The organism is Geofilum rubicundum JCM 15548 (assembly GCF_000974365.1).
GTDB lineage: Bacteria > Bacteroidota > Bacteroidia > Bacteroidales > Marinilabiliaceae > Geofilum > Geofilum rubicundum.
Genome location: NZ_BAZW01000020.1, coordinates 45,450 through 65,241 on the forward strand (window position 1 = coordinate 45,450; position 19,792 = coordinate 65,241).

Consider the following 19,792-nt stretch of genomic DNA (forward strand, 5'->3'; position numbering starts at 1 on the left):
ATTAACCTTATGTTTAAATTGATTTTGTCAGGCGTGTTAGGAAATGACGCCGAAGTAAAAGATGTAGGAAACAGTAAAGTAATTAATTTCAATGTCGCCATCTCTATGGATTACAAAGACAAAGAGGGCAACAAAGTGGAAAAGACCGAATGGGTGAGAGCCAATATGTGGCGGGACCAGAATTCAAAAGTCGCTGATTATCTAAAAAAAGGAAAGCGGGTTTTGATTGAAGGGGTACCTGAAGCGGAAGGCTATAAGAGCAAACATGGGGAGATTCGCTCCTCATTGAGTGTCAAAGTGAGAGAGTTAGAGTTTGTCAATTAGTTTATTTTCGTTTTCTTAAAAAAATGCCCCGTCTTGCGGGGCATTTTTTTTGTGCCAATCTGTTATTTGAAGCAATCGTTTGTCTATTTTTGGTCTCAGGGGCTTTTAATAGGTTTTAACTGGAAGCATTGGATACAATTTACCACGAAATATTACGGAAGTACTGGGGGTACGAAGATTTTCGTCCCATGCAACTCGACATTATTCAATCGGTTGGGGAGGGGCGGGATACGCTTGGCCTGCTGCCAACCGGTGGCGGAAAGTCGCTGACTTTTCAGGTTCCGGCTTTGGCCCAGTCTGGTATTTGTCTGGTGGTGACACCGCTCATTGCTTTGATGAAAGATCAGGTGGAGCATCTCAACCGCAAGGGAATCAAGGCATACGCCATTCATAGTGGCTTAAATTATGGAGAGATAGAACGGGCTTATGATAATTGTATTTTTGGGGATTACAAATTCATGTACTTATCGCCCGAACGATTGTCGACCCGCTTATTCCTTGAAAAACTGGCCCATTTAAAAGTGAGCCTGCTGGCCATTGATGAGGCCCATTGTATTTCGCAGTGGGGGTATGATTTCAGACCCAGCTATCTGAAGATTGCCGATGTGCGGGAGCACCTGCCGGTGTGCCGGTGCTGGCATTAACCGCCACGGCTACACCTGAGGTGGTTGAAGATATCCAAACCCAGTTGAAGTTTCCCAAACGCAATGTTTTTCAAAAGAGTTTTGAGCGCAGCAACCTGGCTTATGTGGTGCGTCGTTCTGAGGATAAGGAAAAACAGCTGTTGAAGATTTTAGATGGGGTGCCAGGTTCGGCCGTTGTGTATGTACGTAATCGAAAAAAAACCAAAGAATATGCGGAGCTGATTCAGAATCATGGAATCAGTGCCGATTTTTTTCATGCAGGCCTGCCGCAGAAAGTGAAAGATGCCCGACAAGCCAGGTGGATGCTGGGGGATTGCCGGGTGATTGTTTCTACCAACGCTTTTGGTATGGGTATCGACAAGGCGGATGTGCGGATGGTGGTTCACATGGACTCTCCCAATTCGCTGGAAGCCTATTTCCAGGAGGCCGGCCGGGCCGGTCGGGATGAGAAAAAAGCCTTTGCGGTTTTGCTCTGGTCGCCTCAGGACAAGGCTCAGCTGACCCGCAGTATCTCGACGACCTTTCCCGAGGTCGATGTCATTCGGCGGGTGTATGATGCATTGGGCAATTTTTTTCAGTTGGCAGTAGGCTTTGGAGAGCATCAGGTACTGGATTTTAACATCGGGCGATTTTGTGCCGCCTTTGGTTTTAATGTGCTTACACTGGTCAGCAGTCTTAAAATTCTTCAGCGGGCCGGGTATCTTTATTTTACTGAGATGGCAGACATTCCCTCTACGGTCAAGATGCTCATGAACGATTATGAATTGTATAAGTTTCAGGTGGCCAATGCCCGCTTAGATCCTTTTTTAAAAGTGCTGTTGCGCAGTTACACGGGTTTGTTTACCGATTATGCCAGCATTGATGAAGACTTGCTGGCCAAAAGGCTTAATGTCTCCCGAGATGAGGTTTACCAGGCGTTTCTGTTGCTGAGTCGCCTAAAAGTTTTACATTATAATCCGCAGCGCAGAACGCCTTTAATCACTTATCTTCAACACCGTTTTGAACCCCGTCACCTGAAATTTCCAGCCGAAGTCTACCAAGACCGTCTGGTGCAATACAAGGATCGGGTCGAATCTGTGATTGATTATGCTACTTCGGTGCATATATGCCGTAGTCGCTTATTACTGCGTTATTTTGGTGAGACATCTTCGGCCAATTGCGGGCATTGCGACGTATGCCTGGAACGGAAGAAATCCCAATTGTCGGACGAGGAATTTGAATCCATTGAAGTCGCCATTCAAAAAGAATTGCTTAAATCACCCCAATCGGCCGAAGATTTGGTAAGCAGCCTGACTTTTAATGCCGATAAAGTCTGGAAAGTGCTCCGCTGGCTCGAGGAGGCGGATGTGGTGACCGAAAATGAAGCGGGTTTGCTGGAATGGCTGGTAAAGACCTGATTGGCTGTCGAAACTCTCTGAGATTGAGCCCGTGATACTTGCATGGATTTTACGTGGTTTTTGTTACCTTTGCCTTCCTATTAGTTGTGATTATGGAAGAAAGCTTTGAACACCCTGTATATGCGCCCAACGTCATTGAGTTTGTAACGGTTGGTAATGAATTTTGTAAATGGTTGGAAGATGTGGAGGCCCAATCGCGGGCCGATTTTATATCCACAGCCCTTAAAATATTGCCCTTATTGTATTTGAAAGCCACCATGCTGCCCAAAACGGATACCATGCTTGAAGATTTTCTGGAAAAGCATGTCATGGAGGAAGATTATGAGTTTATTCGCTTTCAGGTCCAAAGCAAGACCGGGCGGTTTGATGACTATCTGGAGGTGTTTACGGCCGATATGCAGCGCAGTGATTTACCTTTAACATCAACTGTATCTGAGAATATGGCCGATATCTACCAGGATGTCAAGGATTTTTTGATGGGCTATCGAACGGCCGTTACAGAAATCATGAATGATGCTTTAGTTGAGTTGGTTACGCAATTTGAATCCTATTGGGGTCAGCGTTTGGTCAATGTGTTGAGAGCGCTGCACATGGTTTACTATGGAGGTGAAAGTCTGGAAGATGAGGAGGAAGAAGCTTTGCCGGAAGACGATTTGGAAGAAAAAAACACCGATCATTGGATCATTTCGCGTCGGCAGCGTGACTTTCAGGATGGCACGCCCGATTAAAGTAAAGCATTGAACGAACAATTATTTTTAGATGGATAGTAGTATAAGTAAAGAAGCCATAGGAGAATTACCCTTGTGTCAATTTGAGGGAGTGATTACTGTGGTTGAAGACCCTGATGTCGTTCAGGAAATTGTTGATAAACTTTCTCAGGAGAAAGTTTTGGGTTTTGATACAGAGACAAAACCGGCCTTTAAGAAGGGCACTTCCAATCAAGTATCTCTTTTACAACTTTCAACCAATAAAGAAGCCTATTTGTTCAGATTGAATAAGGTCGGGCTCTGTGCACCATTGATTCAATTGTTTGAAAATCCTAAAGTCTATAAAGTAGGTGTGGGTATCCGGGATGATCTTCGGGGTTTGAACCAACTGGCGACTTTTAAGCCTGCCAAATTTGTGGAACTTCAGGAGATGGTAAAGGATTTTGGTATTGACGTCTTCAGTCTCAAAGCTTTGGCAGGTTTGGTGTTGAACGTGCGTGTTTCAAAACGTCAACGCCTTAGTAACTGGGAAACGGAGGTGTTAACTCCTGGCCAGATTGACTATGCAGCCATTGATGCCTGGATAGGCCTGCGCATATTTGAAGAATTGATGTTGATTCAACCTGATTTTAAAGTTAAAAGTGTCATCTATCGTAACCAAAACTCATAATGATGCAATTACCCATTATTTACCTTAAACCTGGTAAAGAACAAAGTTTAAAGCGCTTCCATCCCTGGATTTTTTCAGGGGCGATTAAAAATGTGGGTGGAGATATTGAAGAGGGGGATTTGGTGCGCATACATGATGCCCATGATAATTTTCTGGCCATTGGTCATTATCAGATTGGCTCCATCGCTGTTCGGGTGCTGACTTTTGAAGATGAGGTGGTTGACCACGCCTTCTGGGTCAGGAAGATTTCTGTAGCCTGGGAGTTGCGTAAAACCCTGGGACTGGCAGCTTCAGAAACGACCAATGCCTATCGCCTGATTCATGGTGAAGGGGATGGGATGCCCGGTTTGATTGTGGATATGTATGATACAACGGCCGTCATGCAAATGCATACCGTGGCCATGTATCTGATGCGGGACAGCCTTGTGAAAGCCTTTCAGGAGGTGTTGGGGGCTCACCTGGAAGCCATTTATGAGAAATCGGAAGGGACCCTTCCTTTTAAGGCGGATGTGGAACCCGAAAATGGCTATGTTATGGGACGCAGTAAAACGCATGTGGCTCAAGAGAATGGATTACGTTTTAATGTAGATTGGGAAAAGGGTCAGAAAACAGGCTTCTTTGTCGACCAGCGCGATAACCGTGCCTTGCTGGAAAAATACAGTGCCGGCCGCAAAGTTTTAAACACTTTCTGTTATACCGGCGGTTTCTCCTTTTATGCCTGCGCGGGGGGCCACTTTGGTGCACTCGGTGGACAGTTCTGAACGGGCCATTGTGCTGACCAATGAAAACGTGGCCCTTAATTTTCCGGATGAGTCGCGACATGAAGCCTTTGCCATGGATACCTTTAAGTTCATGGAAGCGGCTCAGCAAAAATATGATTTAATTGTGTTGGATCCTCCTGCCTTTGCCAAACATATGAAGGTAGTGAACAATGCCCTTCAAGGCTATAAGCGACTGAATACGAAAGCCATCGAGCAAATAGCACCGGGTGGAATTTTGTTTACCTTTTCGTGTTCGCAGGTAATTTCCCGGGACGCTTTTCGTACCATGATTTTTTCGGCGGCTGCGCGCAGTGGGCGGAATGTTCGCATACTTCACCAGCTGGAGCAACCCGCAGACCATCCCGTAAGCATCTATCATCCTGAAGGTGAGTATCTGAAAGGTTTGGTGCTTTATGTGGAATAGACAGAAGATTATAAACTTATTTAGAAGAAGATATTTTGAAGTTTAAAGAATTTGGATTCGAAGCAGAAATCCTGGAAGGATTAGATGCTATGCGATTTGAAGAAGCAACACCTGTACAGCAGGATACCATTCCCATTATAATGACCGGTAAGGATTTGATCGCTTGTGCACAAACCGGAACCGGAAAAACAGCCGCTTATCTGCTGCCTGTTTTGAATGAATTGGTGCAACGCAAGGATGAAAATACCACCACGCTTGTTTTGGTGCCTACCAGAGAGCTGGCCATTCAAATAGATCAACAGTTGCAGGGTTTTTCTTACTTTTTGCCGGTGACCTCTATTGCGGTTTACGGAGGTAATGACGCCGGTCTGTGGGAGCAACAAAAGCGGGCTCTTATCAGTGGTGCCAATGTTATTGTAGCTACTCCGGGCCGATTGATTCAGCACCTCACCATGGATTACTTTAAGTTTACCACGCTGAAGCATTTGATACTGGATGAGGCCGATCGGATGTTGGATATGGGCTTTCATGATGACATCATGCAGATTGTTAAGACCTTGCCCTCAGAGCGACAAACGCTCTTGTTTTCGGCCACCATGCCCTCAAAAATCCGCACCTTATCGAAAAAGTTGCTGAATCATCCGGAGGAGATCAACATTGCCATGTCCAAACCTGCGGAGGGAATTTTGCAGGCGGCCTATCTGGTGTATGATAATCAGAAAATCCCGCTGATTACTTCCTTATTGAAGAATAAGGAGTTGACCAGCATTGTGATTTTTTCATCCACAAAAATTAAAGTAAAAGAGATTCACAGAGCCCTTCGTCAGGCCGGCTTTCCGGCCGAAGCCATTCACTCGGATCTGGAGCAGGCCGAACGTGAATCGGTCATGCTGGGTTTTCGCAACCGGAAGACGCAGATTCTTGTGGCCACCGACATCATTGCCAGAGGCATTGATGTGGATGGTATTGATCTGGTCATCAACTATGATGTGCCGGGTGATGCGGAAGATTACGTCCACCGGGTGGGGCGTACAGCCAGGGCTAAATCTACGGGCGTGGCGTTGACTTTTATCAATGAAAATGAGATGGATAAGTTTGGCATGATCGAGAAGCTGATTGATACCACCATCTTTAAATCACCCTTGCCCGATGGTTTTGAGCCAGGACCGGTCTATGACCAATGCGCCAAAGGCCAAGCGTTTTTTTAAGAAACCAGGTGGTGGCAGCAAGGGCGGCTTTAAGGGAAAGGGCAAGCGGGATTATAAAAAGAAGGCCTAGTGATTGTCTGACTGCTGAATTCTCATCCTCTAACATTTAAGCAATGTACGTTCAGTTAATATCTTCAGAAACCAATATAGCTCAAAAACAGGTAGCCAATACCATTGCCCTTCTCGATGAGGGAGCCACGATTCCTTTTATCAGTCGTTACCGCAAAGAACTCACCGGCAGTCTGGATGAAGTCGAAGTCGGCACCATCAAAGAGCGCTACGAGAAACTGCAGGAAATACAAAAAAGAAGGGAAAGCATTCTCAAGACCATTGATGAACATGGGCTTTTGACGGATGAGTTAAAGCAGCAAATCTCCGCTACCTGGAATGCCACAGAACTGGAAGACCTGTATCTGCCCTATAAACCCAAACGCAAAACCCGTGCTGTAAAGGCTAAGGAGTTGGGACTGGAACCTTTGGCCAATATACTGATGCTTCAGCAGGAACGCGATGTGGAAGGAAGGGCCACCGCTTTTTTATCGGATGATGTACTCGATACGGATGCCGCCCTGCAGGCGCGCGCGATATCATTGCCGAACGGATCAATGAGGACATGAAGGCCCGGGAGGTGATTCGGAATTTGTTCGACCGGGAGGCCGTTATTGTCTCCAAGCTGGTCAAGGGTAAGGAGGAAGCGGCTGCCAAGTACCGCGATTATTTTGAATTCTCAGAACCTCTAAAGCGCTGCCCGTCTCATCGGGTATTGGCCATGCGGCGCGCTGAAAAAGAGGGCTTTTTAAAAATATCTGTTGCGCCCGAGAGTGAGCATGCCCTGGAGTGTCTGAATCGTCTTTTTTTAAGGGGCAGGAATGCGGCAGCCGAGCAGGTAGAGAAGGCCGTGGAGGATGCCTATAAGCGTTTGCTGGCGCCGTCCATTGAAAATGAGTTTGCTGCCTTATCGCGCGAAAAGGCAGAACTGGGAGCGATCCAGGTTTTTGCTTCCAATCTGCGCCAGTTATTGCTTTCTTCCCCTTTGGGTCAGAAGCGCGTTTTGGCCATTGATCCCGGCTACCGTTCCGGTTGCAAGGTGGTTTGTCTGGATGCGCAGGGCAATCTTTTGCACAATGAGACCATTTACCCGCATGCCCCGCAAAATGAAACCAAACAGGCGTATAAAAAAATTGATACACTGGTCGAGGCTTATAAAATCGATGCCATAGCCATAGGCAACGGCACCGCTTCGCGTGAGACCGAATCCTTTATCCGCAACATGCGATTTAATAAGGATATTCTCGTGTTTGTGGTCAGTGAGGACGGCGCTTCGGTATACAGTGCCAGCAAAACAGCCCGGGAAGAGTTTCCCGAGTACGATGTCACCGTAAGGGGAGCTGTGTCCATTGGCCGGCGACTGATGGATCCGCTGGCAGAGCTGGTTAAAATTGATCCCAAATCGATTGGTGTGGGACAATATCAGCACGATGTGGATCAAGGCAGGTTGCGCTCATCGTTGGATCAGGTGGTGGAGTCGTGTGTGAACATGGTGGGTGTGGAGCTGAATACCGCCAGTCACCATTTACTGACTTACGTATCAGGATTAGGCCCGCAGTTGGCAAAGAACATTGTGGAGTACCGTTCTGAAATAGGCGCTTTTAGTTCGCGCAAAGAACTTAAAAAAGTCCCCCGTTTGGGAGCCAGAGCCTTTGAACAGAGTGCCGGATTTTTGCGGATCAGCGGCGGCAAGCATCCCCTGGATAATTCAGCGGTTCATCCGGAAGCCTATGGCATCGTAGAGAAAATGGCGGCCGACCTGAATTGCCGTGTGGATGATTTGATTAAGGAAAAGGATTTGCGTCAACAAATCGACCTGAAACGCTATGTGACCGATAAGGTTGGGATGCCCACGCTGACCGACATTATGGCTGAACTGGAAAAGCCCGGTCGCGACCCCCGTAGCGTGATAAAAGTGTTTGAGTTTTCGCCAGATGTACGTTCCATAGAAGATTTGCGCCCCGGCATGAAACTGCCGGGCATTGTGACCAATATTACCAACTTTGGTGCCTTCGTGGATGTCGGGGTTAAGCAGGATGGCTTGGTTCATATCAGTCAGTTGGCCAATCGGTTTGTGTCTGATCCCAATGACGTTGTGGCCTTACACCAGCATGTAGAAGTGACGGTTGTGGAAGTGGACGCCGCCCGAAAAAGGATTCAATTGAGCATGAAGGAATAAAGGAATATCAGATGCCGGATGCGTCGTTTACAAATGAGGGGCTGAAACGAAAAATAGGTGCCTGGGGGCTCAGTGCCAACCTGGTGAATATTGTGGTGGGTGCCGGCATTTTTGTTTTACCGGCTATTGTGGCAGAAGGTTTGGGTCCTGCCAGTATCTTGGCTTATTTACTCTGCGGTGTTTTACTTTTCCTTATTATGCTTTGTTTTGCGGAAGCGGGGAGTAAAGTGACTTCTTCAGGAGGTGCCTATGCATACATTGAAGCGGCCTTTGGCAAATACCCCGGGTTTATTACTTCCGTTCTTTTCCTGTTATCATGTATGACCGCTGATGCAGCTGTGGCCAATGCCTGATGGGGGTTTTGGGAACGGTGCATCCTTTGTTTCAGAACCCGATTTATGAGCTTTTGTTTTTTGTGCTTCTCTTTGGGGGCTTGGCTCTTGTCAATATTATTGGCGTTCAGCAAGGTATTGGCCTCGTAAAAATCCTGACAGTTGTTAAGCTGCTGCCACTTGTCTTGCTGGTGTCCGTGGGTTGGAAGGAGGTGGAATGGACCTACTTTATATGGACCGATACGCCGGATGCCCATAGTCTGGGTCAGATGGCCCTGGTGCTGTTTTTTGCCTTTCAGGGTGCCGAGTCCGGACTCGCTGTAAGCGGAGAAGTGTCTAACCCTCGAAAGAATGTACCCAAAGGTATTTTTATGGGTTTGTCGGCCGTACTGGTACTTTATGTCTTCATTCAGTATGTTTCCTTAGGTGTGCTGGGGACTTCCTTGATGGATTATAAAGAAGCGCCGCTGGCAGAGGTCGCGCACCGGGTTTTCGGTCGATGGGGATTGTTTATTATGACCGCCGTGGCTGCTTTTTCGATGTTTGGCAATTTGAGTGGTGAAGTGCTGAGCATGCCCCGCGTTTTATTTGGAGCTGCGCATGACCGGGTCATTCCTGTTCGACTTTTGGCAAGGGTTCACCCGCGGTTTTCAACGCCGTATGTAGCTATCATGGTTTACGCCTTGCTGGGTCTTGGTTTGGCTGTTTTTGGCGGTTTTCGGCAATTGGCTGTTATTTCCGGTGCCTCTATTTTACTCGTTTATCTGGGGGTAGCCCTGACGGTGCTACGCTTGCGAAAATCACACCCGTCCACGGTCAAGGCCTTCAGAATTCTGGGAGGCGCTTTGATTCCCCTGGCATCTGTTGCTATTATATTCTGGTTTCTGACCAATCTGGAAAAACAGGAAACCCTTGGACTTATGGGGTTCATCCTGCTACTTTCTTTTCTGTATTTGTGGATACGCCGGTTTAGAAAGTGATTATTATTCTACTCAAATAAATCAAATTCCGGGAAAGGCCTGTGGAGGGAATGGGCAGAACGCTTTCCCACCCTATGGCGTCCAAATTTCAGAAAACAATGAAGGAAAAATTGAAGTCGGATTTGTGTTTGGGCATTTCCGGATAAAGCGGCTTATGTTTGAGCGGTAAATTGCTATATTGGTTCAGGAAGGTCGTGGAATCGAAATCCATCGCCTGCTGATGGTTCTTCAGAAGGGGGGAAGGCCGGTATGAAATGATATTCTCATAATCCGCCTCATTGGGCAATTGGGGCTTACTTCCGCTGGTAATTTTGGCAATGGCCAAAATTATTATCAGGTATATGGATATTCTTAACAATTTCATTCGATAATATTTATGTTACAATATGCTTCTTCTCTTTCTTCTTTTCCTTCTGCTAAAGAATATTGTTTTCCTTTAAGCCGGGTTTACCCTTAAGACGTTAAGATCTTGTAATAGTTGCGTTTTTTGGGTAAATAAAATTGTAAAAACCTTAAAAAGTGGGTTGATGCTGCGCTCAGTCCTCCATACAGGTTAAATATTTGGCAGGCAATGTAATCATAGGCACATGAAGAAATGGTGAAGAAAAGATTTTTCAAAAGTATACCCGTTTTTTTTAAGAAGTTAATGGAATGGCCAATGGCATCGGATAACCTTTCGTGGCTATTCCGTATCTTCGCGTTATTGTAAACAGAAAATCAAAATAATGGATATTCTTTTTGTTATTGGGTTCTTTTTGGTGGGGATTTTTTTGGGTCGCTTGTTCCATACCAGACATCGCGTTAAGCTGGCCAGTGAGAAGGGAATGATGTGGGCCGTCTATTTGCTTCTGTTTCTTTTAGGTGTTTCTGTTGGCAATAATCCGCAGATTGTTGAGAATTTTCACACTTTGGGCTGGCAGGCATTTCTTTTGTCTCTCGGATCCCTGGGCGGTAGCCTGGTCCTGGGTAAGTTGTTAATGGTCCTTTATGGAACAAGGATGGATTTAAAAAAGCGAACCCATGAAAAGTAGTTTAATTATTCTATCCTTTTTTGCAGCTGGCATCTTTTTCTCCATGGCTGATTTTTTACCTGCATGGCTCCTCGATGAAAAGCTCTCTTCGTATGCCCTTTATCTTTTAATGTTCATTGTTGGGGTAGGAGTGGGGAGCGACAAAGCCATTGTGGGCATTTGGCGCCAGCTAAATTTTCGGATCATTCTGATTCCGCTGGTGGTGATTCTCGGTAGTTTGGGAGGCGCAGGACTTCTGTCCTATTTTATTCACCAGATTAACCTGCAGGAGGCCATGGCTGTGGGGGCCGGTTTTGGCTACTATTCTTTATCGGCGGTTATCATTGCCGGAATAAAAGGTCAGGAATTAGGCGTAGTGGCTCTTTTGGCCAACATTATAAGGGAGGTCATCACCCTGGTTATGGCTCCCCTTTTGGTTCGTTTTTTTGGCAAATTGGCCGTAATTGTGTCAGGCGGCGCAACGGCCATGGACACCACGCTTCCTGTGGTGGTGAAATTTTCAGGCAAAGAGATGGCGGTGGTAGCTATTTTTTCAGGTATCGTGCTTTCGTTGTTGGTCCCCTTGCTGGTCCCCTTTATTTTGTCTTTTTCTTAAAACCAGTCAACGCTACTGCCGTGTGGCTTAAATGGTAGATAATGCCTGTTCAATATCCGCTTTAATGTCGGATAGGTCTTCCAGTCCCACCGATAGGCGCAACATGCCCTCGCTGATGCACATTTTTTGTTTGTCTTCCCGACTAAAATCCCAATAGATGGTAGAGGCCGGATGAATAATCATGGATTTATTGTCGCAAAAATTGGTGCCGCGACGAATCATCTCCAGTGCATTCATGAATTGGAAGCACGCTGTTTTATCTTTTAACGCCATATTAATAAGACAGCCGGCTTTGCCTTGGCTCAATTGTTTGGTTAAGTTATAGCCCGGATCGTTTTCCAATGCCCCATAACGGACCGTTTCTACCTTCGGCTGGTCTTGAAGGAAACGGGCGATTTCAAGGGTGTTGTCCATGATCCGGTCGATGCGCAGGGTTAGGGTCTCAAGACCCAATAGTTGCAGATAGGCATTGTTGGGTGATAAACAGGCCCCGATATTTCTGTAAATTTCTTTAAACAGCCGTTTGTAAAAAGCGTCCCGGCCAAATTTTTGGCAGTCGGCCTCTAGTTTTGGGTTGTTGGCCCATTTGTCCGATGGGTACACCAATATGGTACCACCTATGGAGGTTGCCCCGCCCGAAACAAATTTGGTGTTTGAGAATATTTCAATGTCCACGTTGTGCTGGTCGCAGGGGAACAGATAAGGGGTTAACACGGTGTTGTCTACAATAAGTGGTATGTTTTTCTCCCTGGCTATTTGCGAAATAGCCGGTACATCAAAAACAATGAGCTGCGGATTGGTGGGAAGTTCCAGAAAAATAGCCCGTGTATTATCATCTATGTTTTCGATGATGGATGAAGGTTGCTCAAGATTGGAGAAACGTGCTTCAATTCCAAATGAACGCAGGGTTTTTGAGAAAAAGGACAGCGTATTGCCAAAGAGGTATTGAGACGTAATAATATTGTCTCCACTGCTGCACAAAGTAAGGAATACGTTGGAAATGGCTGCCATTCCGGATGCCACACATAAACAATGTTCCGCATTGCTGAACACTTTCAATCTGTTCTGAAGTTCTGTTACGGTGGGATTAGAGATACGTGAATACGCAAAAGCCTCCGAGGCTCCCGTGAACGCATTTTCGGCCTCTTCTGCTGTTGCAAAGTCGAAGGATGCTGATTCGAATATCGGCGTTTTCAAACTTCGGTTGAAAGTGGCATCCTTCTGTGGTGTCTGACCGTGGATCAGTCGGGAAGAGATATGTTGCATAATGATGTGTTCCGGTTTTTAAAGGATATTTGGAAAGGATAAAATTATCCTATTTGTATGAAACTTCAGAATAAAATGGACATAAAGATGCGGAAGCAGGTGATTTTAATCACGATTTGTTTGGTAGGCTATATTTGTAATAAGGGTATACCCCACTGATTATGAGTGTTGAGAAGAGAAATTTCCATTTTGTTACGAAATTGGTTTGTTTAACGTTTTGTTAACCTTGTTATTTAGAATGAACAAAGGGTTTGTTTGTAAAATAATGAAAATCAATATATAAATAAAATTTTTATTTAGACAGGCTCTAAATTGCTCAAAAAAATAGTTGCAAATCTTTTGTCAGTGTTTATGATTGGCGTATATTTGTTATACAAAAATGTAACAAAAAAACATTCAGCCATGACAACAATGCAATTTAATGACCGGTTGCTTGGACTTCAGGACAAGCTCCTTTATTTCGCTTTGAGCCTGACGGCCAATGATGAAGATGCAAGAGACTTATTGCAGGAAACCATTTTGAAGGCTTTAACCTACAGAAAGCAGTTTACGGCCAATACCAATTTTAAAGCGTGGGTGTTTACCATCATGAAAAACACTTTCATTAATAATTATCGCCGTAATCAGAAGACCAGAAATACCTTTGATGGTAACGAGGATGCTGCGGGTGGCCTATAAAAGAAACTACGCTTCTGAAACGCCGGAGATGGTTCATAGTGTAACTGAAATGAACAGGTATATTGAGCGTCTGGACGATGATTTTCGTATTCCCTTCAAGATGCATACCGATGGATATAAATACAAAGAAATTGCAGAACAGCTTGAATTGCCTATTGGAACGGTCAAGAGTCGCATCTTTTTTACCCGTAAAAAATTACAGGAGATGTTGCGTGACAGCGAAGGTAGCTACGCCAACTGATAAAAAATTTCGTTTTAATTAGGTAAATGAGTGCTTAATTGATTAAAATACCATAGTTTTGGGTTTAGGTTTAGTAGATGAGTGTGCGGCCGGCTCGGTTTTAAAAAACCGGGCCGGCTGTTTTTTTACTCGGGCGCTTAGATTGTTTTCCTGTTCTTGGTTTTAAATTGTATATTGTATTTCATAATAGGTCGTTAGATTATTAGGTCGTTAGGTATGAGTAAGTTCTAAATTATAAGTCAATTACGCACACATTCAGCAGAATCATAACTGCATGTCAATTAGGTAAATAAAAAAGTTTAACGAACTATTGATTTCAGGAAAAAATCTTTTCCTTTTTGTTTCCTGATAGCCTTGTTATATGTATTTTTAGGCTGTTAGCTAACTTTAATAATTATCGGGTCCGGCCATTCACGGGCTGGCCTTTTCTTAAATGATGACCAAGCATATGCATACAAAAAAGTCGGGCAGATACAACCGCCTGTATGAGCAGATAAAGGATTTGGTGAAGGCCACTGAAAACCCTGTTACCCGAATGGCCACTATTGCGGCTTTGTTACACCATAAAATGAATGGGTATTTTTGGACCGGGTTTTATTTTCTGGAAAAGGGAGAATTGATTGTGGGGCCCTATCAGGGACCTATTGCCTGTTTGAAATTGAAAAAGGATACCGGTGTCTGTTGGGCAGGTATCAATAGAAAGGAAAGTGTGGTTGTAGGGGATGTACACCAGTTTCCCGGACATATAGCCTGTTCTTCACAAAGCAACTCAGAGATTGTTGTTCCTGTTAAAGATGAGGCCGGAAGAGTAGTAGCGGTTTTGGATGTGGACAGCAGAGACCTGAATTGTTTTGATGAGGAGGATCGTGTGGGATTGGAGAAAATCGTTGAATTGGTTTATAACCATTGATTTATTGTATTAATATACGTGTATGCCAACAGTTCTAATTACAGGTGCAGCCAAAAGGGTAGGGAAGGCGCTCACAGAGCTTTTTGCTGCCAGAGGCTGGGAGGTGATCATTCATTACCATACTAGTGAGCGCGCTGCCCGGGATCTGTCCCTGAGCTTACAAAAAAAATATGATAGCAGGCATTTCCCTGTTGTTCAAGCCGATTTATCAAATCCGGTCCAATCGGTGGAAATGTTGTTGAAACAATTGCCACAGCCGCTTGCAGGACTGGATGCGCTCATCAATAATGCCTCTGTTTTTGATGCTTCCACATTGGCAGAAACGGATTATGATTTATGGCGTCGGCAGATGCTGGTCAATTTTGAAACACCCTTCATGTTGATGCAGGCGTTTTATAAAATGTTTGGTAAGGGGGCTGTTGTGAATGTTTTGGATACCAGGATTGTCAACAATGATTCGTCTCATGCGGCTTATTCCCTATCTAAAAAAGCCCTGACGCAATTGACACAAATGGCCGCTCTGGAGTGGGCGCCCGATGTCCGGGTAAATGGGGTAGCACCCGGACCTGTTTTGCCTCCTCCGGGAAGAGATTCGGTGTATTTTGAAAAAGTGGCTGCAGACACCCCGTTAAAAAGGGTGGTTGGTTTGGACAGTCTGGCAGAAAGCGTTTGGTTTTTAGTTGCAAACAGTGCCATAACGGGGCAAGTGATCTATTGCGACTCTGGTGCACATTTAAATGGATAGTCAAATGGCAGTGATAAAAATTAAGGATTTATTGTTACGTACCGTTGTGGGGTTCAATCCTCATGAACTGGGAAAAAAGCAGGATTTGTTGTTGAATATTGCCGTCACATATGAGTTGCAGGGCGAAGAGAGCAGTGATGAACCTGAACAGGCGCTGGATTATCGTCAATTGTGCAAAGAAATTATAGCGCATGTAGAAAATGCTCAGTACAATTTGTTAGAGCATGTGGCCAAAGAGGTGGTTGATCTCATTTTGACCAACGTTCGCGTGCAACAGGTCGCTGTTGAAGTTGACAAGCCACATGCTTTGCGGTTTGCCGAGAGTGTTTCGTTTTCAATGACTGGTAAAAGGGTCCGGGATGTCTGATAATAAAGTGGTAATAGGTTTGGGATCCAATTTGGATGCTGTTGTTAATATGGGCAGAGCTCTATATTTGTTGGGACTGCGTGTGACAGTCAGGACCGTATCGTCTTTTGAATCGACTCCGCCCATCGGCATTACCGATCAGCCCGATTTTTTAAATGGGGCCGTTTTGATCGAGACATCCATGACCCGGGAACAGTTGGCATCTGAGCTTAAGTTGGTGGAAGATGAAATGGGACGTGACCGGTCCTTGCCCAAATATGGTCCCCGCGTCATTGATTTGGATATTATTGTATGGAACGGAGAGGTGGTGGATGATGATTTTTATGAGCGGGACTTTTTACGCCGATCGGTTGAAGAAATTATCGGCAGCTTTTGAACTAACAATTTAACCGCCCAATTATGGAATACGAAAACTTAAGTCGCGAAGAGTTAATCCAGGAGCTCAAACACGCCAATGCTTTGCTCATGCAGTTTTTTAATGAAAAGGATGACAATGTTCAATTGGCCTGGACGGGTAATCTGGGGCATTGGTATTGGGATGTGAAGAAGAATGTGGTCAGGTTTAATTGGCTTAAGGTGAAGGCATTGGGATATAGCGAAGCGGAGGTGCCGGAGAATGTTGGCTATGAATTTTTTACGGAAAAAATTCATCCCGATGATTATACCTATGTCATGGAAAACATGGCGGAACACCTTAAGGGGGCGACAGATCTATATGAAGTTGAATATCGGATACAGGCTAAAGACGGTTCCTGGAAATGGTATTATGACCGAGGGGCGGTCACCCTCCACGATGATGATGGTCAGCCTGTGTTATTAATGGGGATGGTGTTTGACACCACCGAGAAAAAAAATAAAGAAGAAGCCCTATTCGAAAATGAGAAACAACTAAAGGCAGCACTGGCTTCACGCGATAAATTTATGTCCATTATTTCGCATGACTTAAAAAGCCCTTTTAACAGTCTCATGGGCTTTAGCTCGTTGTTGATGGATGGATCTAAAAAAAGAAATGAGGAAACCATTGAAAAATATGCCCGCTTAATTTATGAAACTTCTCAAAACACCTTTAACCTGTTGTTGAATTTATTGGAATGGTCCAGGTTTCAGACGGGCAACATGACTTATAAACCTGAGATGGTGGATGTTCAGAAGTTGGTCCTTGATGCTTTATCTGTTCTTGAAAGTCAGGCCGTGGCCAAGGAAATAAAAATCTCCACACGAATGGATGAAGGTTTGTCGATCTTAGTTGACCCTCAAATGATTACCACAGTTCTCAGGAATTTGATCTCCAATGCCATAAAATTCACCCATAAGGGCGGATTTGTGCATGTGGATGTGGAGCAGATGGATAAGGATGTAAGGTTGGCTGTTTCTGATAACGGCGTTGGTATTAAGGCAGATGATCTCATGAAATTATTTCGTGTGGACAGTGATTTTTCTTTGGTGGGCACCAGCAATGAAAAGGGCACAGGCATAGGCCTGGGCTTGTGCAAAGAATTTGTGGAGCTTCACAAGGGACACATTTGGGTCGAAAGTGAATGGGGCAAGGGAAGTACTTTTATTTTTGTTCTTCCGCAATAAATCTTTGAATGAGCTTTTTTTAAAAAAACACTGGTTAATCTTCGTCAAAAAAGAGGTTTACCTGATGTACCCCTTCCACGGCTCTAAGTTGAGAAACCAGCTGACTTCCTTTTTCCTGGTCCTTAAGATTGATGTAGAAGGAATACTCCATTATTTGTTCGTACTCGTCGCCCATGGTTTTTACATTCACCAGTTTGTGTTTTTTGCAAAAACTTTTAAAAATGGCGCCAAAGGGATTGTCAGGCATCCCTTCTGCTTCAGTGGTGATGTGGATTAAAAATTCACGTTTGCCCGACAGGGAAAAACTGAATTGTCTCACCAGAATATAAGCTCCTCCTACCATAAAGGTGCCCAGAAAAGCAATGGAGTATAGCTTGACCCCTGCAGCCAGACCGATCGAAAGGGCAAAGAAAATAAACATGATGTCCGAAGCGTCCTTGACCGCCGTCCGGAAGCGAATGATGGACATGGCGCCCACCATGCCAAAGGCCCGGGCCAGATTGTTACCAATAACCATGATGACAATCGCCGTGATCATGGTCAACATGATGATGGAGATGGTGAAGGAAGAAGAATAATTCAATCCCTGATAGGTGTGTTTGTACAGCAAGGCAATAAGGAAGCCACATATCATGGCCACAAAAACATTGGCGAATACGTCGGCGGCGGTTATGCTAAAAGTAAATACACTCTGAATTTCTTCCATTTCTTTATCGGATTGGTGAGGCCATTTTAATAGGTTAACTTCTGGTTGAATTTGCTTACATCATAGCCTATTGTATATTTTGAGATGGCGTCGTTTCTCAATTTGAATTCCTGCACCAGTGATTTGGCCCAGAGAGGCATATTATTGGTGAAATACTTTATCTCAAGGACAAAATGATTGTAAAACAGGCGTTTTAGATTTCGGTCATCGTAGAGGGTTTCAATCTTTGGGGATATTCGGCTTCGAATATCCTTGTCGAAAGTAATCCGCACGCCCTGATCCATCTTTCCGTGATAGGCCTCTCGTTCGTACACCACCAGATTGCTCGGTCGGTATTGTTTCTTTTTAAGGTGAAAGAAGAATCGACGGGCATCGTCCAGAGCTTCTTTTCCCGGTTGAGTAATAATGACATCTTCCAGCTTTGCATTGCGCAGCATATCGTCCAGGTCATTAAAATATAAGGAGGCACGGTGTTTTTTTATCCGGCTGCCAATTTTTCGCTTGATCTCGAGTACGACCTTGCTGTCATTATCCAGTTGATTGTATCCCCTGATCCGAAGTTTTCTTCTTAGTTGAATGCCACTTTCTTTTTGATTGTAGCATTCCATATCCAAAGAATCGAGATAGATGCTGCGTACGGTGTATTGATGGATGCCCTGCTCGTTTTTTAAGGCGTAACTATCCGGTTGGACAAAGGCCATTAGTCTTTGACGCAATTGGTCCATTTTTTCATTGGGAACCAGATATTTTCGCTCGTATCTAAGCATGTTTTTAATTGCGATAAATGGTGGAAACCAGGCGCATTATATATTGAAAAAGAGAGATTTCTCCTGTGTCAATTTTAACCTTGGTTTTCATATTAGGCTTCAGTGTGTTTTCACTGTTGGGGATTAGTGAGGATACGAATACCACCTGTTTTTGGTTCAGAAGTTCTGCTTTGTTACTGATGAGCTTGATTTCACCAACCAGTATTTCTTCACGAAGTCCGTTATCGAGGAGGATTTTCATCCCTTCTCCAAAGTATCTCAATTGGCTCATTTCTACGGGCATGATAACGGCCATTTCCCCGGTGCCATAAATATGCGCCAATAATTCGTTTTCCTGAACCCGATTCAGGTCGACCAAAGATTGTCCGTCAATGGGCGATAAAATGGTGAAGGCTTCCAGCCGCTCCTTAATGTTATCAATCTGGCCATGAAGTGCACTAATCCGGGCATCAATCAAGGCGACTTCTTCCTGCTTTGAGCCTTCAATCAGGGATTGGTAATTGGCTCTGGTAATATTTACCTGTTGCTTTTTGATGTTGTATTCATTCCTGGCCAAATCATATTCCAAATCGGCCACCACACCCATCTCGTGTAAAGACTCTGTACGTTCCATGAGTTTTTGCTGGGTTTCAAATTCTGATACCGCCAGCAACATTTCCTGGTAGGCCGCATTTACAAGGGCTGGTTTGTCACCGCTTAGCAGGACTATTTTTTGTTGCTTATTGTCCAGCAACTCCCGCTCTAGTTCCAGTAATTTGAAATTTTCGAGGTGTGAATAAATGGTGGCGATGGTGTCTCCCTTTTTAATGAGCTGTTGCGCATTATTTGCCGGATGTAATTCGAAAGACATGTGATCGCCGCGTTGGAATTCAGTGGTGGAAAAGTGTGGGAGAGTGTTGTTGGTGTTATTGCGAAGCGTGTTTATAATGAGGCCGTCAGGTGTTTTTTCAAGCTTCCATTCCATGGCAGGTTTAACAAGGCCATTACTTTCAATGTAATAAGGTATTTTTATTATAATAACTGCAACAATGACAAAAACAGCAATCAATGCACCTGTCACGCCCAGGCGTATATTTGAATTCATTCTACTTGTATTTATAAATTGTCCCTGCAGAAGTCACTTCACTTATCTAACAAATGTTTTCCTGTCTGGCGTCTGCGGGATCACCCGTTCAATGTTACAAAGATAGAAAACTCAAAGCGTTAAACAAATTTTAGGGTTTTGACAGTC

General features: G+C 44.6%; 24 protein-coding genes and 1 pseudogene. 20 read left to right on the forward strand and 5 right to left on the reverse strand.

Annotated features, from left to right (window positions below; genetic code table 11):
- Positions 1 to 9 precede the first annotated feature (9 nt).
- The 11 genes and pseudogenes from JCM15548_RS10530 (at position 10) to JCM15548_RS10565 (ending at position 9,674) form a co-directional block, all read left to right on the forward strand.
- A complete protein-coding gene (locus JCM15548_RS10530) occupies positions 10 to 324 on the forward strand; it encodes a single-stranded DNA-binding protein (protein WP_062125108.1) in 315 nt (104 codons plus the stop codon).
- A 128-nt stretch (positions 325 to 452) separates the two neighbouring features.
- Positions 453 to 968: a DEAD/DEAH box helicase gene (locus JCM15548_RS23825; RefSeq protein ID WP_227625704.1), complete on the forward strand. Its 516-nt coding sequence runs from the start codon at positions 453 to 455 to the stop codon at positions 966 to 968.
- Positions 950 to 2,365, forward strand: coding sequence for a RecQ family ATP-dependent DNA helicase (locus JCM15548_RS10535; RefSeq protein WP_227625705.1), 1,416 nt, complete (start codon positions 950 to 952; stop codon positions 2,363 to 2,365). Before JCM15548_RS23825 ends, JCM15548_RS10535 begins: the two co-directional genes overlap by 19 nt.
- Before the next feature lie 92 nt (positions 2,366 to 2,457).
- Positions 2,458 to 3,093, forward strand: coding sequence for a DUF5063 domain-containing protein (locus JCM15548_RS10540; RefSeq protein ID WP_062125112.1), 636 nt, complete (start codon positions 2,458 to 2,460; stop codon positions 3,091 to 3,093).
- A gap of 31 nt (positions 3,094 to 3,124) precedes the next feature.
- On the forward strand, positions 3,125 to 3,742 hold the full coding sequence (locus JCM15548_RS10545; protein ID WP_062125075.1) for a 3'-5' exonuclease: 618 nt from the start codon (positions 3,125 to 3,127) through the stop codon (positions 3,740 to 3,742).
- A 2-nt stretch (positions 3,743 to 3,744) separates the two neighbouring features.
- Positions 3,745 to 4,927: pseudogene (locus tag JCM15548_RS10550) on the forward strand (class I SAM-dependent rRNA methyltransferase).
- A gap of 35 nt (positions 4,928 to 4,962) precedes the next feature.
- Positions 4,963 to 6,135: a DEAD/DEAH box helicase gene (locus JCM15548_RS10555; RefSeq protein ID WP_062125076.1), complete on the forward strand. Its 1,173-nt coding sequence runs from the start codon at positions 4,963 to 4,965 to the stop codon at positions 6,133 to 6,135.
- Between the two features lie 113 nt (positions 6,136 to 6,248).
- Positions 6,249 to 6,752: a Tex-like N-terminal domain-containing protein gene (locus tag JCM15548_RS23830; protein ID WP_227625706.1), complete on the forward strand. Its 504-nt coding sequence runs from the start codon at positions 6,249 to 6,251 to the stop codon at positions 6,750 to 6,752.
- Positions 6,749 to 8,362 carry a Tex family protein gene (locus tag JCM15548_RS10560; RefSeq protein WP_227625707.1) on the forward strand — a complete coding sequence of 538 codons (1,614 nt, stop codon included), beginning with the start codon at positions 6,749 to 6,751 and terminating at the stop codon, positions 8,360 to 8,362. The genes JCM15548_RS23830 and JCM15548_RS10560 overlap by 4 nt, the downstream gene beginning before the upstream one ends.
- Before the next feature lie 11 nt (positions 8,363 to 8,373).
- Positions 8,374 to 8,715 carry an amino acid permease gene (locus tag JCM15548_RS25445; protein WP_157482657.1) on the forward strand — a complete coding sequence of 114 codons (342 nt, stop codon included), beginning with the start codon at positions 8,374 to 8,376 and terminating at the stop codon, positions 8,713 to 8,715.
- Positions 8,715 to 9,674: an APC family permease gene (locus JCM15548_RS10565; RefSeq protein WP_157482659.1), complete on the forward strand. Its 960-nt coding sequence runs from the start codon at positions 8,715 to 8,717 to the stop codon at positions 9,672 to 9,674. Before JCM15548_RS25445 ends, JCM15548_RS10565 begins: the two co-directional genes overlap by 1 nt.
- Before the next feature lie 88 nt (positions 9,675 to 9,762).
- Here JCM15548_RS10565 and JCM15548_RS10570 read toward each other — a convergent pair whose 3' ends face one another.
- Positions 9,763 to 10,038 carry a hypothetical protein gene (locus tag JCM15548_RS10570; RefSeq protein WP_062125077.1) on the reverse strand — a complete coding sequence of 92 codons (276 nt, stop codon included), beginning with the start codon at positions 10,036 to 10,038 and terminating at the stop codon, positions 9,763 to 9,765.
- Between the two features lie 361 nt (positions 10,039 to 10,399).
- On the opposite strand from JCM15548_RS10570, the gene JCM15548_RS10575 reads away from it, so the two are divergent.
- Together JCM15548_RS10575 and JCM15548_RS10580 are read left to right on the forward strand one after the other, a co-directional pair.
- Positions 10,400 to 10,705 carry a LysO family transporter gene (locus JCM15548_RS10575; protein WP_062125078.1) on the forward strand — a complete coding sequence of 102 codons (306 nt, stop codon included), beginning with the start codon at positions 10,400 to 10,402 and terminating at the stop codon, positions 10,703 to 10,705.
- Entirely contained in the window at positions 10,695 to 11,300 is a 606-nt protein-coding gene (locus tag JCM15548_RS10580; protein WP_062125080.1) for a LysO family transporter, read from the forward strand. Before JCM15548_RS10575 ends, JCM15548_RS10580 begins: the two co-directional genes overlap by 11 nt.
- A gap of 27 nt (positions 11,301 to 11,327) precedes the next feature.
- On the opposite strand, the gene JCM15548_RS10585 is transcribed toward JCM15548_RS10580, so the two are convergent.
- On the reverse strand, positions 11,328 to 12,566 hold the full coding sequence (locus tag JCM15548_RS10585; RefSeq protein WP_062125082.1) for a PLP-dependent transferase: 1,239 nt from the start codon (positions 12,564 to 12,566) through the stop codon (positions 11,328 to 11,330).
- A gap of 402 nt (positions 12,567 to 12,968) precedes the next feature.
- Between JCM15548_RS10585 and JCM15548_RS23835 the strand changes: the two genes are divergently transcribed.
- The 7 genes from JCM15548_RS23835 (at position 12,969) to JCM15548_RS10615 (ending at position 17,088) form a co-directional block, all read left to right on the forward strand.
- Positions 12,969 to 13,244: an RNA polymerase sigma factor gene (locus JCM15548_RS23835; protein ID WP_227625708.1), complete on the forward strand. Its 276-nt coding sequence runs from the start codon at positions 12,969 to 12,971 to the stop codon at positions 13,242 to 13,244.
- A 28-nt stretch (positions 13,245 to 13,272) separates the two neighbouring features.
- Complete coding sequence (locus JCM15548_RS23840) at positions 13,273 to 13,485, forward strand: sigma factor-like helix-turn-helix DNA-binding protein (RefSeq protein WP_227625709.1); 213 nt, start codon at positions 13,273 to 13,275, stop codon at positions 13,483 to 13,485.
- Between the two features lie 448 nt (positions 13,486 to 13,933).
- The gene (locus JCM15548_RS10595; RefSeq protein ID WP_062125115.1) at positions 13,934 to 14,395 is read left to right on the forward strand and encodes a free L-methionine (R)-S-oxide reductase MsrC; all 462 of its coding nucleotides are present in this window, start codon (positions 13,934 to 13,936) and stop codon (positions 14,393 to 14,395) included.
- 22 nt (positions 14,396 to 14,417) lie between these two features.
- The gene (locus JCM15548_RS10600; RefSeq protein ID WP_062125084.1) at positions 14,418 to 15,140 is read left to right on the forward strand and encodes an SDR family oxidoreductase; all 723 of its coding nucleotides are present in this window, start codon (positions 14,418 to 14,420) and stop codon (positions 15,138 to 15,140) included.
- Positions 15,141 to 15,144: 4 nt separating this feature from the next.
- Positions 15,145 to 15,507 (forward strand): dihydroneopterin aldolase, encoded by a 363-nt coding sequence (locus JCM15548_RS10605; protein ID WP_062125087.1) that lies wholly within the window; start codon positions 15,145 to 15,147, stop codon positions 15,505 to 15,507.
- Positions 15,500 to 15,883, forward strand: coding sequence for a 2-amino-4-hydroxy-6-hydroxymethyldihydropteridine diphosphokinase (folK, locus tag JCM15548_RS10610; RefSeq protein ID WP_062125089.1), 384 nt, complete (start codon positions 15,500 to 15,502; stop codon positions 15,881 to 15,883). The genes JCM15548_RS10605 and folK overlap by 8 nt, the downstream gene beginning before the upstream one ends.
- A gap of 23 nt (positions 15,884 to 15,906) precedes the next feature.
- Positions 15,907 to 17,088, forward strand: coding sequence for a PAS domain-containing sensor histidine kinase (locus tag JCM15548_RS10615; RefSeq protein ID WP_062125091.1), 1,182 nt, complete (start codon positions 15,907 to 15,909; stop codon positions 17,086 to 17,088).
- 34 nt (positions 17,089 to 17,122) lie between these two features.
- On the opposite strand, the gene JCM15548_RS10620 is transcribed toward JCM15548_RS10615, so the two are convergent.
- The 3 genes from JCM15548_RS10620 to JCM15548_RS10630 are packed head-to-tail and all read right to left on the reverse strand — an operon-like array spanning position 17,123 to position 19,645.
- The gene (locus JCM15548_RS10620; RefSeq protein WP_062125093.1) at positions 17,123 to 17,794 is read right to left on the reverse strand and encodes a DUF4956 domain-containing protein; all 672 of its coding nucleotides are present in this window, start codon (positions 17,792 to 17,794) and stop codon (positions 17,123 to 17,125) included.
- 26 nt (positions 17,795 to 17,820) lie between these two features.
- Positions 17,821 to 18,561: a polyphosphate polymerase domain-containing protein gene (locus tag JCM15548_RS10625; protein WP_062125095.1), complete on the reverse strand. Its 741-nt coding sequence runs from the start codon at positions 18,559 to 18,561 to the stop codon at positions 17,821 to 17,823.
- 4 nt (positions 18,562 to 18,565) lie between these two features.
- Positions 18,566 to 19,645, reverse strand: coding sequence for an HlyD family secretion protein (locus JCM15548_RS10630; RefSeq protein ID WP_062125097.1), 1,080 nt, complete (start codon positions 19,643 to 19,645; stop codon positions 18,566 to 18,568).
- Positions 19,646 to 19,792: the final 147 nt, after the last annotated feature.

Bases quoted from the DNA above. Each gene is read 5' to 3' on its own strand.
- folK (WP_062125089.1), top strand. From the start codon at position 15,500: ATGTCTGATAATAAAGTGGTAATAGGTTTGGGATCCAATTTGGATGCT.
- JCM15548_RS10565 (WP_157482659.1), top strand. From the start codon at position 8,715: ATGGGGGTTTTGGGAACGGTGCATCCTTTGTTTCAGAACCCGATTTAT.
- JCM15548_RS10600 (WP_062125084.1), top strand. From the start codon at position 14,418: ATGCCAACAGTTCTAATTACAGGTGCAGCCAAAAGGGTAGGGAAGGCG.
- JCM15548_RS10625 (WP_062125095.1), bottom strand. From the start codon at position 18,561: ATGCTTAGATACGAGCGAAAATATCTGGTTCCCAATGAAAAAATGGAC.
- JCM15548_RS10530 (WP_062125108.1), top strand. From the start codon at position 10: ATGTTTAAATTGATTTTGTCAGGCGTGTTAGGAAATGACGCCGAAGTA.
- JCM15548_RS23830 (WP_227625706.1), top strand. From the start codon at position 6,249: ATGTACGTTCAGTTAATATCTTCAGAAACCAATATAGCTCAAAAACAG.
- JCM15548_RS10595 (WP_062125115.1), top strand. From the start codon at position 13,934: ATGCATACAAAAAAGTCGGGCAGATACAACCGCCTGTATGAGCAGATA.
- JCM15548_RS25445 (WP_157482657.1), top strand. From the start codon at position 8,374: ATGCCGGATGCGTCGTTTACAAATGAGGGGCTGAAACGAAAAATAGGT.
- JCM15548_RS10575 (WP_062125078.1), top strand. From the start codon at position 10,400: ATGGATATTCTTTTTGTTATTGGGTTCTTTTTGGTGGGGATTTTTTTG.
- JCM15548_RS10545 (WP_062125075.1), top strand. From the start codon at position 3,125: ATGGATAGTAGTATAAGTAAAGAAGCCATAGGAGAATTACCCTTGTGT.
- JCM15548_RS10560 (WP_227625707.1), top strand. From the start codon at position 6,749: ATGAAGGCCCGGGAGGTGATTCGGAATTTGTTCGACCGGGAGGCCGTT.
- JCM15548_RS10540 (WP_062125112.1), top strand. From the start codon at position 2,458: ATGGAAGAAAGCTTTGAACACCCTGTATATGCGCCCAACGTCATTGAG.
- JCM15548_RS10630 (WP_062125097.1), bottom strand. From the start codon at position 19,645: ATGAATTCAAATATACGCCTGGGCGTGACAGGTGCATTGATTGCTGTT.
- JCM15548_RS10570 (WP_062125077.1), bottom strand. From the start codon at position 10,038: ATGAAATTGTTAAGAATATCCATATACCTGATAATAATTTTGGCCATT.
- JCM15548_RS10605 (WP_062125087.1), top strand. From the start codon at position 15,145: ATGGCAGTGATAAAAATTAAGGATTTATTGTTACGTACCGTTGTGGGG.
- JCM15548_RS23835 (WP_227625708.1), top strand. From the start codon at position 12,969: ATGACAACAATGCAATTTAATGACCGGTTGCTTGGACTTCAGGACAAG.
- JCM15548_RS10585 (WP_062125082.1), bottom strand. From the start codon at position 12,566: ATGCAACATATCTCTTCCCGACTGATCCACGGTCAGACACCACAGAAG.
- JCM15548_RS10620 (WP_062125093.1), bottom strand. From the start codon at position 17,794: ATGGAAGAAATTCAGAGTGTATTTACTTTTAGCATAACCGCCGCCGAC.
- JCM15548_RS10580 (WP_062125080.1), top strand. From the start codon at position 10,695: ATGAAAAGTAGTTTAATTATTCTATCCTTTTTTGCAGCTGGCATCTTT.
- JCM15548_RS23840 (WP_227625709.1), top strand. From the start codon at position 13,273: ATGGTTCATAGTGTAACTGAAATGAACAGGTATATTGAGCGTCTGGAC.
- JCM15548_RS10615 (WP_062125091.1), top strand. From the start codon at position 15,907: ATGGAATACGAAAACTTAAGTCGCGAAGAGTTAATCCAGGAGCTCAAA.